Consider the following 16,035-nt stretch of genomic DNA (forward strand, 5'->3'; position numbering starts at 1 on the left):
ACGCCCGATGCGCCACGGTCCGCTGGCCCGGCACTATCCCGCGGTGGCGACAATGGTCGTCTTCGCCCTGGTGCCCTTCCTCGCGCTCTCCGCCGCGCTGGGGCCCATCACGCCGATCATCACCCGCGACCTCCACATGAGCGCCCAGACGTTCAGCATCACCGAGGGCATGGCGAACGCCGGGTACGCGTTCGGCACCGTCCTGGCCGTGCAGTTCGCGCAGCACCTCCCGCAGCGGCGGATGCTCCTGGTCTACGGCATCGTGCTGGTCGTCGGCTCCGTGCTCACCGCCGCCGCGACCGGGCCGGGCATGTTCATCACCGGGCACATCCTCCAGGGCCTGTGCACCAGCCTGCTCCTCATCGCGGCCGTGCCGCCGCTCATCATCGGGTATCCGGCGTCCCGCCTGCGCACGACCGTCATCGTCCTGAACGTCTGCATCTTCGGCGCCGTCGCGCTCGGCCCGGTCGTCGGCGGCATCCAGGCCGACGCCCACGGATGGCGTCCGCTCTTCTGGGTCATCGCCGGCATCGCGGTGGCCGCGCTGATCCTCTCCGTCGTGACGTACCAGGAGGTCCCGCCGGCGAACAAAGGCGCCAGGATCGACTGGATCGCCCTCGTCCTGGCCTCCGCCGGCTGCGCCGCGGCCTTCTTCGGCGCCTCCGAGCTGACCACCCACCGCTTCCTCGACCCCGTCGCGAGCGGCCCGCTGCTGGGCGGGCTGCTGCTCATCGTGATCCTCTTCGTCCACGAGTACCTGAGCAGGAACCCGCTGCTGTGTGTGGCCAGCCTGGTCAGCACGCTGCCGGTCGCCGGCATCGTCGCGGCCGTGTGCGCCGCCGCCGCGTCGGTCTCGGCGATCTCGCTGACGCTGACCGGCCTCGCGCCCACCATGAGCCCGCTGCACCTCGGCCTGCTCTACCTGCCCGAGTTCGGCGGCGCGGTGCTCGCCGCGTTCGTCTTCGGCACCGTCTTCCGCACCCACCTCCTGCACTACTTCGTCCTGGTCGGCCTGGCCTTCCTCGCCGTGGGCGTCGTGCTGATGAACGCCGCCTCGCCGCCCACCGGCGTCCTGACCTCCGTCGGCTCGGGCTTCGTCGGCGTCGGCGTGGGCTCCTCCGTCGTGCCGGCGCTGTTCATCGCCGGCTTCTCGCTGCGCTCCAACAATGTGCAGCGGGTCTTCGCGATCATCGAGCTGGTCCGGGCGGTCGCGGCGTTCATGGTCGCGCCGGTCCTGGTGTACGTCGCCGCGACGGTCGGCGGCGGCCTGGCCTCGGGCACCCGTACGGCGCTGTGGGTCTGCTTCGCGATCACCTGCGCCGGCGCGGTGATCGGGGCGGCGCTGTACGCGCTCGGCGGCGTACGACGGCCGCCGCACCCTTCCGTACCGGCGTGGATGAGCGGCGAGCAGCCCGGCTGGGACTCACCGCCGCTGCTGGCCGCCGTGCGGCGGGGCAAGGAGACGCAGCGGGACGACAACTGCCTTTAGGGCCTGCCACCCCTTCAGGGCCTCCTCCCAGGACCCGGCCAAGGCCCCAGGGCCCTACCGCCTCCGGAGTCCGTCGCCTACACCTCGTCCCCACTTGCCTAAAGCTATTAGGCAAGGGCAAGATGGCTGTAGGCAAAAGGAGGCAAGCCCATGGTGAGAGCGGGACTGACCCCGGAGCGGCTGGCGCGCGCGGGAGCGGAGCTGGCGGACGAGGTCGGCTTCGACCAGGTGACCGTCTCCGCGCTCGCCCGGCGGTTCGACGTCAAGGTCGCGAGCCTGTACTCGCACGTCAAGAGCTCGCACGACCTCAAGACCCGCATCGCGCTGTACGCCCTCGCGGAGCTGGCCGACCGGGTCTCCGACGCGGTCGCGGGGCGGGCCGGCAAGGACGCGCTCACCGCCTTCGCAGACGCGTACCGCCGTTACGCCCACGAGCACCCCGGCCGCTACGACGCCGCCCGCTTCCGCCTCGACCCCGCCACCGCAGCCGCGAGCGCCGGTGTGCGGCACGCGCAGACGGCCCGGGCGATCCTGCGCGGCTACGACCTCGCCGAGCCCGACGCGACGCACGCCGTCCGCATGCTCGGCAGCGCCTTCCACGGCTACATCAGCCTGGAGGCCGCCGGCGGCTTCGCCCACAGTGCCCCGGGCCCGCAGGAGTCGTGGGCCTGGATGGTCGACTCCCTCGACCTCCTGCTGCGCGGCCGGGCGGCCACCACCCCCTGACCCGCCCCGGCCCGCCCCATACACCCCCGACAAGCACCAGGCAGAGGCAATGAACCCCCAGCACCACCACGGCAAGAGCCCCACCGTCACCACCCCCGTCACCGCGGACCTGCTCCGCGGCCACCTCGACGTCGAGGCGACCGCGCACGGCCTGCTCCCGCACCGGCTGACCGCCCGGGCCCGCCGGCAGATCCCCGACGACCAGCTCGCCGTCGCCGAGGCCCAGCCCTCCGGCGTACGGCTGGCCTTCCGCACCCGGGCCACCGTCGTCGAGCTCGACACACTCCCCACCAAGCGCGTCTACCAGGGCTTCCCGCCCCCGCCGGACGGCGTCTACGACCTGCTCGTCGACGGCGTCCCCGCAGGCCGGGCCACCGTGCCCGGCGGCAACCTGCGCACGATCACCGACATGTTCACCCAGACCGCCGAGCTGACCGAGGGCCAGCCCGGCACCGCCCGGTTCGCCGGGCTACCGGGGGGCGACAAGGACGTCGAGATCTGGCTCCCGCACACCGAGATCACCGAGCTGATCGCCCTGCGCACCGACGCCCCCGTCGAACCGGCCCGGGCCGCCGGGCGCCGGGTGTGGCTGCACCACGGCAGCTCCATCAGCCACGGCTCCAACGCCACCCGCCCCACCGCCATATGGCCCGCCCTGGCCGCCGCGTCCGGCGGTGTGGAGCTGGTCAACCTGGGCTTCAGCGGCAGCGCCCTGGTCGACCCCTTCACCGCCCGCGCCATGCGCGACACCCCCGCGGACCTGATCAGCGTCAAGCTCGGCATCAACGTCGTCAACGCCGACCTCATGCGGCTGCGCGCCTTCACGCCCGCCGTCCACGGCTTCCTCGACACCCTCCGCGAGGGCCACCCGACGACGCCCCTCCTCGTCGTCTCGCCGATCCTGTGCCCGGTCCAGGAGGACACCCCCGGCCCCCTCGCCCCCGACTTCGCCGACGGCACCCTCCGCTTCAAGGCCCTCGGCGACCCCGCCGAGCGCGCCGCCGGCCGCCTCACCCTCACCGCCGTCCGGGAAGCCCTCGCCGCCGTCGTCACCGCCCGCACCCCCGACGACCCCCACCTCCACTACCTCGACGGCCTCGCCCTCTACGGCCCCGAGGACCACGCCGAACTCCCCCTCCCCGACGGCCTCCACCCCGACGACCCCGGCCACCACCGCATCGCCGCCAACTTCACCCGCCTCGCCTTCACGCCCGGCGGCCCCTTCGCCGAACACGCTGCGTGACCGACCCTCGGACCCTCCCGTTCCGGCACGACCCTGCCGCCCGGCGTGGTGGACGGGGTCCGGGGCCCCGAGGGGGTGGTCGCCGCCTGGCCCGGCGGGTGAACCGCGCGGCTCTGCGCGCCGCTCAGAAGCGGACGTGCAGCGTCGTCGGGCCGCGGACGATGAGGCCCTGGCGCCAGGCGGGGGGTTCGGCGGCGAGGGTGAGGCCGGGGGCGCGGGCGAGCAGGGTGGGGATGGCGACCTTGGCCTCCAGGCGGGCCAGCGGGGCGCCGAGGCAGTAGTGGATGCCGTGGCCGAAGGCGATGTTGCCCTGCGGAGGGCGGAGGATGTCGAACGTGTCGGGCTCGGGGAAGCGCTGCGGGTCGCGGTCTGCGGCGGCCAGCGAGACCAGGACGGAGTCGCCGCGGGCGATGTGCGTGCCGCCGATGGTGAGCGGTTCGCGGGCAAAGCGCCAGGTCGTGGTCTCCACCGGGCCGTCGTAGCGCAGCATCTCCTCGACGGCGCCGTCGATCAGGCCGGGGTCGGCGCGTAGCGCGGCGAGCTGGTCGGGGTGCCGGAGCAGGGCGAGCACGCCGTTGGTGATGAGGTTCACCGTCGTCTCGTGGCCGGCTATCAGCAGCAGGAAGGCCATGCCGACCAGCTCGTCCGCCGAGAGCTTGTCGCCGTCCTCGTCGCGGGTCCTGATCAGCGCGCTGAGCAGGTCGTCGGCCGGGGCGCCGGCCCGCTTGGCCTCGATCAGCTCGGCCAGATACACCGACATCGCGCCGATCGCGGTGCGCTCGGTGTGCGGGTCGCCGGTGATGAAGTCGTTGGACCAGTTGCGGAAGGTCTCCCGGTCCAGGTCCGGGACGCCCAGCAGCTCGCAGATGACGTTCATCGGCAGCGGGAAGGCCAGCGCCTCGACGAGGTCCGCGGACGGCCGGCTCATCGCTGCGTCCAGCAGCTCGTCGGTGATGCGCTGCACCCGCGGTCGCAGCGCCGCGACGCGCCGGGTGGTGAACTCGCGCGCGACCAGGCGGCGCAGCCGGGGGTGCAGCGGCGGGTCGGAGTTCAGCATGTTCGCCCGGGCCGGCGGCTCGTCCCCGCGGTCGGCCATGACGCTGCGGTCCTTCGACAGCCGCCCGTCCGCCAGCGCCTCCCGCGCCGCCTCGTGCCCGACGACGAGCCAGGTCTCCCCGACCTCCGCGGCCCGCACCCAGTGCACCGGCCCCTTGGCCCGTAACCGCTCGTACGTCGCGTACGGATCCGCGGCGAACTCCGCGCCGCCCAGCTCCACCGGCGCCTCCGCCGGCTCAGGCGTCCGACCCATGCCCTGCCCCCAGCCACATGCTGCCTACGGTTGTGTCCTGCACCGCACAACGTAGCGGCAGAGGCGTGCACGGCCGATGGCGTCACGACTCCGTAATTGCCCTGGATGAGCGAACCGGGGGATTCCGGGCCCGGGCAGCCGCCCGCTAGGGTTCCTGCCCATGACCGATGACGCCGGACGCACCGCCGACCCCTCCGCCGACCCCACCGCCCTGCCCCCGCTGGAGCTGGGCTTCCCCGGCGAGCTGCGGGACCGGCTGGTCGCGGCGGTGCTCGACGGCAGCAAGACGGCCACCACCGGCGTCGTCGCCGGCTACGCGCACGAGGGCGAGGAGCTGCCCCGGGTCGGGCGGCGCTCCCTGGTGCTGGACTCGGCGGGGGAGAGCGTCGCCGTGGTCGAGGTCACCGAGGTGCGGGTCGTCCCGCTCGGGGACGTCGACCTCGGGCACGCGGTGGACGAGGGCGAGGGCCACACGACGCTCGCCGAGTGGCGGCGCGACCACGAGGCTTTCTGGCACGGGCCGGACATGCGCACGGCCCTGGACGACCCGCACTTCACCGTCGACGACGACACGCCGGTGGTGCTGGAACGCTTCCGCGTCGTCGCCGACCTGCGCGCCTGACGGCCCGGCCCCCGCGTCGTACGACCCGGCGCGTACGCCTGTACCGCCCGGTGTACGCCCCGCCGGGTACGACCGGCGCCGTACGACCCCGCGCGTACGCCCAGGGACCCGGCCCCGTACGACCCGCGCCGTACCGCCGCCGCCCCCTCAGGCCGGCGTGTCCTCGCCCAGGGGCAGCACCGCCGTGACGCGGAAGCCGCCCGCCGTCGCCGGGCCCGTCGTGAGGGAGCCGCCCGCCGCGGCCAGGCGCTCGGTCAGGCCGCGCAGCCCCGTCCCCGTACGCGTCGACTCCAGCGTCGCCGTCCCGCCAGCAGCCCGCGGCGCCGGGGCGGCCGGCCCGCGGCCGTTGTCGGTGATCGTCAGCCGCGCCTGCCCCTCCGCCGCGTGCAGCTCGATCCGCGCCCGGGACGCGCCACTGTGCCGTACGACGTTGGTCACGCCCTCCCGTACGACCCACCCCAGCAGCGCCTCGGTCTGCGGCGGCAGCGGCGGGCCCGACTCGTGCAGCACGACCTCGATGTCGGAGGCGGCCAGCGCCGAGCGGGCCCGGTCCAGCTCGGTGGCGAGGCTGCCCTCGCGGTAGCCGGTGACGGCCTCGCGGATCTCGGTGAGCGCCTGCCGCCCCACCGCCTCGATGTCGCCGACCTGCGTCAGCGCCGCGTCCAGGTCCCGCCCGGCGATCCGCCGCGCGGCCTCCGCCTTCACCACGACCACCGACAGCGTGTGCCCCAGCAGATCGTGCAGGTCGCGCGAGAAACGCAGCCGCTCCTCGGCGACGGCGTTGCGCGCCAGCTCCTGCCGGGTCGACTTCAGCTGCGCCACCGCCTGGAACAGCATGATGATCACCGACACGACGAAACCCGACAGGAACGTCCCGTACGCCAGGCTCGCCGTGCTCCAGAAGCCCTCGTGGTGCATCCCCGAGACGATCCCCGCCGACGCGCTCAGCAGCATCAGCACCAGCCCCAGATGCCGGCGGCTGCGCGAGGCGCTGCCCGCGCACAGCGACACCAGCACGAACAGCAGCATGAAGTTGCCGCCGTAGCCGATCGCGAGCGCCAGCGTGAGCCCGGCGAGCGTCCACAGCAGCTGGTACGGGACCGGTCCGCGCTTCCAGCGCTCGCCGAAGGCGGTCCGGATCGTGGCGACGTACAGCACGCAGAAGGCGGCGAGCCCGGCGCCGGCCAGCCACGGCAGCGGCACATCGCCCTTGAGGATGTCCGTGCCGGGGCCGATCACCATCAGCAGCCACGGGATGAGCGCCCCGCCGTCCGGCGCCTTCAGGTGCTCGATCTCCTGCTCGAAGTCCGCGGGGCCGCGCTTCCACCAGGCCCGGCGGCAGGAGGCGTCCGCCGCCGGCCGCCGTGTGTCGTCCAGCGTCTCGTTCGATGCCATGCCCGGTCCCCGTCTCCGTCGTCCCCGTCGTCCCGCTCGTCGCCGTCGTGTGCGCGTCGGTCCGGTGCCCGGCGGGGAGCCGACGATCGTACGGTCATACGGTCCGCGCGCTCCGCCGGTACGAGAACACAGCGTAACCGGCGAAAAGAACCAGCCAAAGGGCAAGAACGGACAGCGTCCCCGCCCCCGGGCCGTGGTGGGCCAGCACGCTCCAGCCGAGATCGCCGAAGCGGGCGGTCGGCGTCCAGCGGGAGATCGAGGCCAGCCAGTGCGGGAAGGCGTCCACCGGGAACCACAGACCGCCGATGACCGACAGGCCCATCATGCTGGCCATGCTCACCACACCGGTGGTCTGCGCGCTGAAGCCGTAGCCGTTGCCGAGGCCGAGCAACGTGAACGGGACCGTGCCGAGCCACATCAGGCCCGCCGCCGCGGCCCACTGCCACGCCGCGAGCCGCACGCCGTTGACCAGGGCGCCGGCGGCGAAGACCGACACGATCGCCGGCAGTACGGTGACGCCGGCGGTCAGCGCCCGGCCCACCACCACCTGGAACGGGCTCAGCGGCGTGACCCGCAGCTGCCGCAGCCAGCCGCGCGCCTTGTCCTCCGCGACGCCCGGGCCCACCGCGAGGGCCGCGCCGAGCGCGCCGTACGCGGCCATGCCGATCATCGAGTAGCGGGCGTAGTCCATCGAGTCCTTGGCGCTGTCGCTCGCGCCGATGTTGGTGAAGAGCACGTACATCAGCAGCGGGGTGGCTATCCCGACGATCACGAAACCGGTGTCCCGCAGGGTGCGGCGGATTTCGAGCCGGACGTAGGCGAGCATCATCGGGCGGCCTCCTCGTAGGACTGGGCGGGGTCGGGGGTGGCGCCGGTACCTGTTCCGGCGCCGGTACCTGCTCCGGCGCTGGCGTCGGTGCGGGCATCAGCGCCGGCGCTGTCGTGCGCGGTGAGGGTGAGGAAGGCGTCCTCCAGGCTCGCGGGCGTCACCGACAGGCCGCGCACCAGGCCGGCGGCGGCCAGCGCGAGGACGGTGGCGTCGGAGTCGGAGCTGCGCAGCACCGCGCGGTCGCCGCGTACCTCCAGGGCGAGCACGCCCGGCAGCCCGCGCAGGCCCCGCGTACTGCCGCCGGCCAGGTCGAACGCGACGAGCGTGGCGCCGACCGCGCGCTTGATCGCCTCGCCGGTGCCGTCGGCGACGGTACGGCCCTGGTCCAGGACGACGATGCGGTCGGCGTTGCCGTCCGCCTCCTCCAGGTAGTGCGTCGAGAACAGCACGGTGTTGCCGCGCCCGGCGTACGCCCGCATCGAGCGCCAGAACGCCCGCCGGGCCTCCACGTCCAGCGCGGCGGTCGGCTCGTCCAGCACCAGCAGCTCGGGCCCGCCGGCCACCGCCAGCGCGAACCGCAGCCGCTGCGCCTGCCCGCCCGACAGCCGGTCCGCCCGCCGCTCCGCGAGCTCCCCGATCCCGGCGAGCTCCAGCGCCTCCCGCCACGGCAGGGGCCGCGGATACGTCGACGCGACGAAGCTCACCAGTTCCTTTACGGTCGCCCGGGGCACGGGCTGGCCCTCCTGCAGCATCGCCCCGACCCGCCCGGCCCGCACGGCCGCCTCCGGCACCCCGCCGAACAACTCCACCTCGCCGTCGTCGGGCCGGTCCAGCCCCAGCAGCAGCGCGATCGTCGTCGACTTCCCGGCGCCGTTGCGCCCGAGCAGCGCGAGCGTCTCGCCTGCGGCGATCCCCAGGTCCAGTCCCCTCAGCGCCTGGACGGCCCCGAACCTCTTCCCTACAGCGCGAAACCGCGCGGCTTCCGTCATACCCCGAAGCTAAGCCGCGCCCTTGCGCGGCAGGCAGCGCCGTTTGTCCCCGCCCGCCCAGGACATTTGTCCTGCGGCCCGGGTCGTCACCGGACCAAGGGGGCTGTTGCTGTCGCGTCCGGGCCGGCGGCCGGTGGCAGGAGCTTGGACGTCAGGTCCGAGAAGACCGCACGCTCCTGCGGGCTGAGCCGGGAGGCAAGTGTGGCGACGGACGTCGCGATGGCTGCCGCGCAGCGGGTGGTGAGGGCGCGGCCCTCGGGAGTGAGGGTGACGAGGACGGCGCGGCCGTCGTGCGGGGAGGGCTCGCGGCGGACGAGGCCGCGGCGTTCCGCTCGGGTGACCAGGCCGGTCATGGAGGACTTGTCCAGGCCCAGGTGCCGGGCCAGCTCCAGCATGCCGGGGCGGCGGTCCCGCAGGATGCCCAGCAGCCGCGCCTGCACCACCGAGAGGTCGAACTCCGCCGCCACCCGCGCCAGTTCCGCCTGGACGACGAACGACAGCTGCACCACCGCGTCCATCATCCGCACCTCCTCCGGATCGCCGCCCTCCCCGCCCCACAGCTCGTTCGCACCCACCGCGACCTCCTCCTCCACCCGCGCTTGACGTAGTACGTGCCACAAACTACCGTCGAAGTAGTACGCGGCACAAACCATACGCCGGCCCCATCACCACCCGGAGACCCGCCATGCACGCAGCCCTCGTCCGCTCCTTCGACGCCCCGCCCCGCTACGAGACCGTCGAAGCCCCCACCCCCCGCACCGAGGACCACGTCCTCGTCGACGTCCTCGCCGCCGGCCTCCACCCCCGCGTCCGCTCGGACGCGAACGGCAGCCACTACACCACCTCCGCCGGCAAGCTCCCTTTCGTCCCCGGCATCGACGCCGTCGGCCGCACGGAGGACGGCGAACTCCTCTACTTCGTCGCCCCCGACGACGTCCCCGGCACGATGGCCGGCAAAGCCCTCGCCGACCGCCGCCGCGCGGTCGTACTGCCCGCCGGTACGGACCCGGTCGCGGTCGCCGCGGCCATGAACCCGGGCATGTCCTCCTGGGTCGCCCTGCGCCGCCGCGCCCACCTCGAACCCGGCGGCAAAGTCCTGATCCTCGGCGCCACCGGCAACGCCGGCATGCTCGCCGTCCAGATCGCCAAGCACCTCGGCGCCGGCGAGGTCGTCGCCGCCGGCCGTAACGCCGCCCGGCTCGCCCTGCTGCCCGGCCTCGGCGCCGACGCCACCGTCCCGCTGGCCGGCGACCCGGCCGCGACCGCCGACGCCCTCGGCCGTGACGCAGGCGACGCCGACGTCGTCCTGGACTACCTCTGGGGCCCGGTCACCGAGAGCGCGATGCGCGCCGTCCTCACCGCCCGCCCCGACCGCGCCAAGCCCCTCGCGTGGGTGCAGATCGGCGCGGTCGCGGGCCCCGGCATCACCCTGCCCTCCGCGCTGCTGCGCGGCGCCGCCCTCCAGCTCACCGGCAGCGGCCAGGGCTCGGTCAGCACCGCCGGCATCCTCGCCGAACTCCCCGCGCTCGCCGCCCACATCACCTCCGGGCGGCTGGCGGTCACCCCCGTGCCCGTACCGCTCAAGGACGTCGAGTCCGCGTGGACGTCCCCCGCCGCGCCCGGCCACCGCGTCGTCCTCACACCCTGACCGCAACCCCCGGAAGGGACCCGCTCACAGCCGGGTCACCATCAGCGACACGTCGTCCTGCTGCCCGTCCGGATTCGCCATCTCCGCCAGCAGCCCGTCCGCCAGCTCCTCCGGCGGCAGCCCCCGCATCCCGCGCATCGCCCCGACCAGCCGGTCCAGCCCGACGTCGATGTCCTCGGTGCGCCGCTCCACCAGCCCGTCCGTGTACATCACCAGCGTGTCGCCCCGCCGGTATTCGACCGTCGCCTGGGGTCTGGGCACATGCTCGAACCGCACACCCAGCGGCGGGTCGGTCGCGCCGTCCAGGAAGACGTACGAGCCGTCCGCGCGCATCAGCACCGGCGGCAGATGGCCGGCGTTGCTGTACATCAGCAGCCTGCTGGCCGGATACACCTGGCAGGCGAACGTGGTCGTCGCCATCGCGCCCTTCTGCGCCCTCGCGTACAGCCCCAGCGTCTCCAGCGCCCCGCTCGGCCCGTCCGCGACCCGCATCGCCGCGCTCAGCGCGCTGCGCAGCATGCCCATGACGCTCGCCGCGTCCACGCCGTGCCCGACGACGTCCCCGACCGTCAACCCGAGCCGCCCGCCCGGCAGATCGACCACGTCGTACCAGTCGCCGCACGCGTTCAGCTCGCGCAGCGCGGGGCGGTAGCGCACCGCGATCTCCGGGTGGTCGGCCAGGTCGGGCGTGGCGAGCATCGCCTGCTGGAGGGTGAGCGCGAGATCCCGGGTGCGGCTGGTCATCTCCTGGAGCCGGGCGTTGGCCTCCTGCAACTCCCGCGCCCGGGTGAACAGTTCCGCGCGCGGCGCCTTCACCTGCTCGCCGTCCGCGACCGGTTCGACGCCCTCGCGCTCCCACCGCACGAACGCCGTGACGTCGTCGATACGGTGGACGATCAGCTCCACCCGGCCCTCCGGGCCGATGATCGGCCGGTTGGTGACGTTCCACCAGCGCGGCTCGAACTCGCCGGGGCGGTTGGGGTTCGGGATCGCGAAACGGTGCAGCAGGAGCATGTTCTGCCGGCCGGTCCGCAGCGCCAGCTCCAGCCCCTGGCGCTGCGCCTCGGCGCCCTGCGAGGTGGGCTCGTCGGGGTCGGGCGGATAGGCCTCGAAGAAGTCCGTGCCGGCCAGCTCCGCCGCCGTCCGGCCGGTGACCTCCGTATACGCCTCGTTGAGGGTGACGATGCGGAGGTCGCGGTCGAGGACGACGCAGGCCGCCGGGACGGCGGTGAACAGCGCTTTGTAGTCCAGCGTGTCCGCAGCCGGGCCCCGGCGCCCGCCGCCCTTGCCGTGGCCGCCGCCGGACGCGCTGCCGCCGCCGCCCGCGCTCTCCCTGCCCGCGCCGTCCCGGCCCGTACCGTCCGCGCTGCCCGCGCCCGTACCGTCCGCACCGCCCGTCGCCACCACCGCGCCGCCGCCTCCCTCCCGCATCCGCATCCACCGGCGAGTCAACCCGCGCCGCCGCCCCGCCCCGCGCAGGCGACCCGCGACGCGCCCGTACTGCGCCCGTACAGCGCATTGGCCGCGCGGACGGCCACCGCCCCCACCTGCGGAAACTGACGTAACTCTTGCCACGCACGTGACGGCCCCTTACCTTCCTTGTTTCGAAGCAGTTGTGGGAGCGCTCCCACTCGGATCGAATGGCATCGAACCCGGATCGAAACGAGATCGAACGGAGCCCGCCCGCACCGCGCTTGCTCAATCCCCCCCACCTCCGTGCCTGTCGGAAAGGACAAGCATGAAGTCGATACGGCAAGCTCTCCGCTCCACGCGCCGAACGGCCGTCGCCGCCCTCGCGGCCCTCGGCCTCGGCATCGGCGGCCTGGTCACCCTGACCGTCGCGCCCGCCGCGCACGCCGACACCCAGATCTGCGACCAGTACGGCTCGACGACCGTCGGCGGCAAGTACGTCGTCCAGAACAACCGCTGGGGCACCACCGAGCAGCAGTGCATCAACGTCACCAGCAGCGGTTTCCAGGTCACCACGGCCGACGGCTCGGTCGCGACCAACGGCGCGCCCAAGTCGTACCCGTCGATCTACAACGGCTGCCACTACAAGAACTGCTCGCCCGGCACCAACCTGCCCGCGCAGCTCAGCGCGATCAGCAGCGCGCCGACCAGCATCTCGTACGGCTACGTCAGCAACGCCGTCTTCGACGCGGCCTACGACATCTGGCTGGACCCGACCGCGAAGACGGACGGCGTCAACAAGACCGAGATCATGGTGTGGTTCAACCATGTCGGCTCGATCCAGCCGGTCGGCTCCAAGGTCGGCACCGCGAACGTCGCCGGCCGCAGCTGGGACGTGTGGACCGGCAACAACGGCGGCAACGACGTGATCTCCTTCGTCGCGCCCTCGGCGATCGACAGCTGGAGCTTCGACGTCAAGGCGTTCGCGAACGAGACGATCAGCCGCGGCCTGGCGCAGAGCAACTGGTACCTGACCAGCGTGCAGGCCGGCTTCGAGCCGTGGCAGAACGGCGCGGGCCTGGCCGTCAACTCCTTCTCGTCCTCGGTCAACACCGGCGGCGGCTCGACCAACGGCGGCACCACCAACGGCGGTACGACGTCCGGCACGACCAACGGCGGTACGTCCAGCGGTACGACGTCCGGTACGACCTCGGGCACGACGTCCGGCACGACCTCCGGCACCACCAACGGCGGCCAGACCGGCGGCAGCACGGGCGGCAACGGCTCCTCGTCCTGCAAGGTGACGTACGCGGCGCAGACCTGGAACGGCGGCTTCACGGCGAACGTCACGATCGCCAACACCGGCTCCAGCGCGGTCAACGGCTGGAAGCTCGGCTTCACGCTGCCGTCCGGCCAGAGCGTCACCAGCGCCTGGAACGCCTCCCTGAGCCCCACCTCCGGCGCCGTCACGGCCACGAACCTCTCCTACAACGCGGCCATCCCGGCCGGCGGCTCCCAGTCCTTCGGCTTCCAGGGCTCCGCCACCGGCAGCACGGCCTCCCCGACCAGCTTCACCCTCAACGGCACCCCCTGCTCCTGACCCTTCCCCCCACCCCGGCGCCGCCCGCCCCACCGCGGGCGGCGCCCCGCCATGCCCCTCCCGCCCAGCCCCAAGCCGCGAGGCGGCACGTCACCTCGCCCGGTTCCCCGTGGTCGCGTCCACGATCGCCTTGGACACGGCTGTCGCCGTGGCGGCGTCCGTGGCAAGGCCGGTGACGCGTGAGCCGACCGGCGGTCGGCCGCACACAGCGATGTAATGCGCGTTGCCGGGTGGGGAGTCGGTCCCGAACGCCCGGCACAAGTCGTCGCCGACCGTGACGACGACGGAACACCGCATCTGGACGAGCGTCGCCAGGTAGGTGCTCGGCGTGACACCCGAGGGCAGTGCGAACCTCTCGTCTCGGACGGCGCGAGCACGTACGGCTACACCGCCCGCGGCACCACGACGGGATCGACCGTCACAACGACGGGCTTCACCACGGCCTCCGCCTTCGACGCGTTCGGACAGGAGATCAGCGCCGGCGGCATCACCTACGGCTACGATGCGCTGGGTCGCGCCACGTCGGCAGGCGGCACCCCGCTCGCCTATTCGGGACAGGACAACACCGTCGCCGCGGACGGCACCGGCACGTACACCCACGACTCCGGCGGCTCCCTCGTCGCGGTCGCCCCGTCGGCCGCCCCGGCCACCCTGGCGTTCACCGACCTCCACACCGACCTGGTCGGCGAATACGCCCCGGACGGCACCGCCCTGACCGGCTCCGCTGCCTACGACCCCTGGGGAACCCCGACCGTTCCCAGCACCCTCGCGGGCAGCATCGGCTATCAGAGCGAATACACCGACCCGGCATCCGGCCAGGTCAACATGCACGCCCGCTGGTACACCCCGGCAACCGGCACCTTCATCTCGGCGGACACGGCCGAGAACCCGGCAGTCGGCACATCGGCCGCCGCCAACCCCTTCGCCTACGGCAACGCGAGCCCTTTGAACGGCACTGACTCGACGGGGCACAACTGGGCCGCAGCTCTCGACGCCCTGGAAGGAGTGGCAGGAGCAGAAGCCGCGAACGGCGCAAATGACTGGAATCCTGTCGGGTGGGCCACTGCTGCAGGGATCGCCGTAGTCGGTGGGGCCTACGTAGGCTACAAGTACTACCAAAGCCACAGCGGGCCCAGCTCGCACACCGCATATGACGACTTTGCCTGGACAAGTTCCAGCGTCTACTCAAATCCGATTTACACCTATCAGCCATACGCCGCGCCCTCGTTCTACGCCAGATGCGCAAGCGCTTGGTCGCTCGCATGCGATAGCAATTTCGGTAACCCCGAGAGTTCGCCGAAGGGGACCCACCCTCGCACCCCGCACGGCCTCAACCCCCGCGCGATAGCTGCAGCCGCTGCGGCTGCGGCGGCAGCCCGAGCGGCAGCGATCAAACACAAAGCCGAGCAACTGACCAAGGCTATCGGCAGCGCCACCCTCACTACCCACTCCAGTGCAGTAGCCGCATCACCCACCACTCACATCAACATCCCCGATCTTGGTGATCTCGCCAGGAATGCCGCAGCTGCTGTCAGTGCCGCTAGCACCGCAGTCGCAGTGTGCGTCGTTACTCAGGAATGTGAGGTGAGAAAGAATAAGGAGAAAGATCCTTGCGACCATGGTCCTGTGGGAGTGGGGAGAAATATTGAGTATATGCCGCTGGAGGAGGCGCCGGGGGGTGAAGGGTGCCGGGCTACGGGCGCTGTGGCTCAATTGTCTGAGGACGATGTCCGGAAAAAGAGGGTAGATGCCGGTGTGGATCCGGACGGCTTCTTCAATCTTGAGGCGGAGCCCGCGAGAGGGCATTTGATAGCGTCAGTGTACGGCGGCGCTGGAAACGTGCTAGAGAATTTCGTTCCCATGTACCAGCCGGCCAATCAGCTCATGTACAACACGATTGAGGGTAGGATTGAGCGGTCCCTTAAGGCGGGAGGGCACGTGAACCTGGTGGTGATCCCAAGGTATTCTGGCAGGGATCCTCTGGCGCCGAGCTCCATAGTGGTAATCGCGCGAGGCGATGTGGACGATGATTGCTTTATAGTCAATACTCGGACCCCAGTGTCAAAATGCAGAAGGGATTGAATCTGTGCTTTCCCGCCGTGTGATTGACGCTTTCGGCGACTATCGCCAGTATTCCTCGTTGGATGCCTGGGAGGGTATTGAAGCGTCAACGGGGCAACTGCCCGTCGAATACAAGGAATTTTGCTCATTGTATGGCCCGGGGATTATTGGAAGGTTTATAAAGATCTTCCATCCCGATTCTCAAGTGGCCAATATGCATGATCAAATCTCGCAAATGGCACCGCTCTATCAGGAGCTTTATCCGCAGAAGATTCCGTATGAGATGTATCCGTTTGTTGCTGATGGTGCAATCCTGTGGGCTCTTTCTGCGCAAAGCGACGCCTTCTTTCTTGTCCCCTCTGGTTGGGGTGATTGGCATATCGGTGTTTGGTATAGACAGTGGGCGGAGTGGGAGGAGTACTCGGATGATGTCCCAACGTGGCTAACGCGCCAGGTTGTCGGCGAGCTTGAGATTCCAGGGATTCCACTCAAAAAGTACGGTGGCTTTTCTGGTTTGGCGTGAGATGGCGTCGGCCCTTGCGGTCGACCGGTCTGCTGGTGTAGTCAACCGACAATTCCCTGCTATTTTGGTTTGGTGAGGCGCCGCTACGCCAGCTTCACAGACATCGACGTCCAGGTGCTCGACGCACCCACCCCAGGGCACGTCGGCACCCTCATCGCCCGCGCTCAGGCGGCAGAACCGGCTACCGACTC

At 71.7% G+C, this 16,035-nt stretch carries 14 protein-coding genes; 8 read left to right on the forward strand and 6 right to left on the reverse strand.

Going from position 1 to position 16,035, the window contains the following annotated elements:
* Window positions 1-7: 7 nt before the first annotated feature.
* From HCN08_RS02850 to HCN08_RS02860, 3 genes are all read left to right on the forward strand, one after another.
* Window positions 8-1,489, forward strand: a complete 1,482-nt coding sequence (locus tag HCN08_RS02850) for an MFS transporter (RefSeq protein WP_167981184.1) — start codon at window positions 8-10, stop codon at window positions 1,487-1,489.
* 150 nt (window positions 1,490-1,639) lie between these two features.
* The gene (locus HCN08_RS02855) at window positions 1,640-2,215 is read left to right on the forward strand and encodes a TetR/AcrR family transcriptional regulator (RefSeq protein ID WP_167981185.1); all 576 of its coding nucleotides are present in this window, start codon (window positions 1,640-1,642) and stop codon (window positions 2,213-2,215) included.
* Window positions 2,216-2,264: 49 nt separating this feature from the next.
* The gene (locus HCN08_RS02860) at window positions 2,265-3,458 is read left to right on the forward strand and encodes an SGNH/GDSL hydrolase family protein (protein WP_167981186.1); all 1,194 of its coding nucleotides are present in this window, start codon (window positions 2,265-2,267) and stop codon (window positions 3,456-3,458) included.
* Between the two features lie 124 nt (window positions 3,459-3,582).
* Here HCN08_RS02860 and HCN08_RS02865 read toward each other — a convergent pair whose 3' ends face one another.
* Entirely contained in the window at window positions 3,583-4,767 is a 1,185-nt protein-coding gene (locus tag HCN08_RS02865) for a cytochrome P450 family protein (protein ID WP_167981187.1), read from the reverse strand.
* Between the two features lie 160 nt (window positions 4,768-4,927).
* Here HCN08_RS02865 and HCN08_RS02870 point away from each other — a divergent pair, with 160 nt between their 5' ends.
* Window positions 4,928-5,389, forward strand: a complete 462-nt coding sequence (locus tag HCN08_RS02870) for an ASCH domain-containing protein (RefSeq protein ID WP_167981188.1) — start codon at window positions 4,928-4,930, stop codon at window positions 5,387-5,389.
* Between the two features lie 147 nt (window positions 5,390-5,536).
* Here the strand turns inward: HCN08_RS02870 and HCN08_RS02875 are convergent, their stop codons facing one another.
* The 4 genes from HCN08_RS02875 to HCN08_RS02890 form a co-directional block, all read right to left on the reverse strand.
* Complete coding sequence (locus HCN08_RS02875) at window positions 5,537-6,784, reverse strand: sensor histidine kinase (protein WP_167981189.1); 1,248 nt, start codon at window positions 6,782-6,784, stop codon at window positions 5,537-5,539.
* A 94-nt stretch (window positions 6,785-6,878) separates the two neighbouring features.
* Window positions 6,879-7,610 carry an ABC transporter permease gene (locus HCN08_RS02880; protein WP_167981255.1) on the reverse strand — a complete coding sequence of 244 codons (732 nt, stop codon included), beginning with the start codon at window positions 7,608-7,610 and terminating at the stop codon, window positions 6,879-6,881.
* Window positions 7,610-8,602, reverse strand: coding sequence for an ABC transporter ATP-binding protein (locus HCN08_RS02885; protein WP_167981190.1), 993 nt, complete (start codon window positions 8,600-8,602; stop codon window positions 7,610-7,612). Before HCN08_RS02885 ends, HCN08_RS02880 begins: the two co-directional genes overlap by 1 nt.
* A gap of 86 nt (window positions 8,603-8,688) precedes the next feature.
* Complete coding sequence (locus tag HCN08_RS02890; protein ID WP_240969671.1) at window positions 8,689-9,255, reverse strand: MarR family winged helix-turn-helix transcriptional regulator; 567 nt, start codon at window positions 9,253-9,255, stop codon at window positions 8,689-8,691.
* A 32-nt stretch (window positions 9,256-9,287) separates the two neighbouring features.
* Between HCN08_RS02890 and HCN08_RS02895 the strand changes: the two genes are divergently transcribed.
* Window positions 9,288-10,250, forward strand: a complete 963-nt coding sequence (locus HCN08_RS02895) for a quinone oxidoreductase family protein (protein ID WP_167981191.1) — start codon at window positions 9,288-9,290, stop codon at window positions 10,248-10,250.
* A gap of 24 nt (window positions 10,251-10,274) precedes the next feature.
* Here HCN08_RS02895 and HCN08_RS02900 read toward each other — a convergent pair whose 3' ends face one another.
* Window positions 10,275-11,681, reverse strand: a complete 1,407-nt coding sequence (locus HCN08_RS02900; RefSeq protein ID WP_206318198.1) for a PP2C family protein-serine/threonine phosphatase — start codon at window positions 11,679-11,681, stop codon at window positions 10,275-10,277.
* Between the two features lie 307 nt (window positions 11,682-11,988).
* Between HCN08_RS02900 and HCN08_RS02905 the strand changes: the two genes are divergently transcribed.
* From HCN08_RS02905 to HCN08_RS02915, 3 genes are all read left to right on the forward strand, one after another.
* A complete protein-coding gene (locus HCN08_RS02905) occupies window positions 11,989-13,260 on the forward strand; it encodes a GH12 family glycosyl hydrolase domain-containing protein (RefSeq protein ID WP_167981192.1) in 1,272 nt (423 codons plus the stop codon).
* Between the two features lie 216 nt (window positions 13,261-13,476).
* Window positions 13,477-15,342 (forward strand): RHS repeat-associated core domain-containing protein, encoded by a 1,866-nt coding sequence (locus HCN08_RS02910; protein WP_167981193.1) that lies wholly within the window; start codon window positions 13,477-13,479, stop codon window positions 15,340-15,342.
* A 4-nt stretch (window positions 15,343-15,346) separates the two neighbouring features.
* Window positions 15,347-15,844, forward strand: a complete 498-nt coding sequence (locus HCN08_RS02915) for a hypothetical protein (protein WP_167981194.1) — start codon at window positions 15,347-15,349, stop codon at window positions 15,842-15,844.
* Window positions 15,845-16,035: the final 191 nt, after the last annotated feature.

Origin of the sequence: Actinacidiphila epipremni, assembly GCF_012034175.1 — a bacterium.
Classification (GTDB): Bacteria; Actinomycetota; Actinomycetes; order Streptomycetales; family Streptomycetaceae; genus Actinacidiphila; species Actinacidiphila epipremni.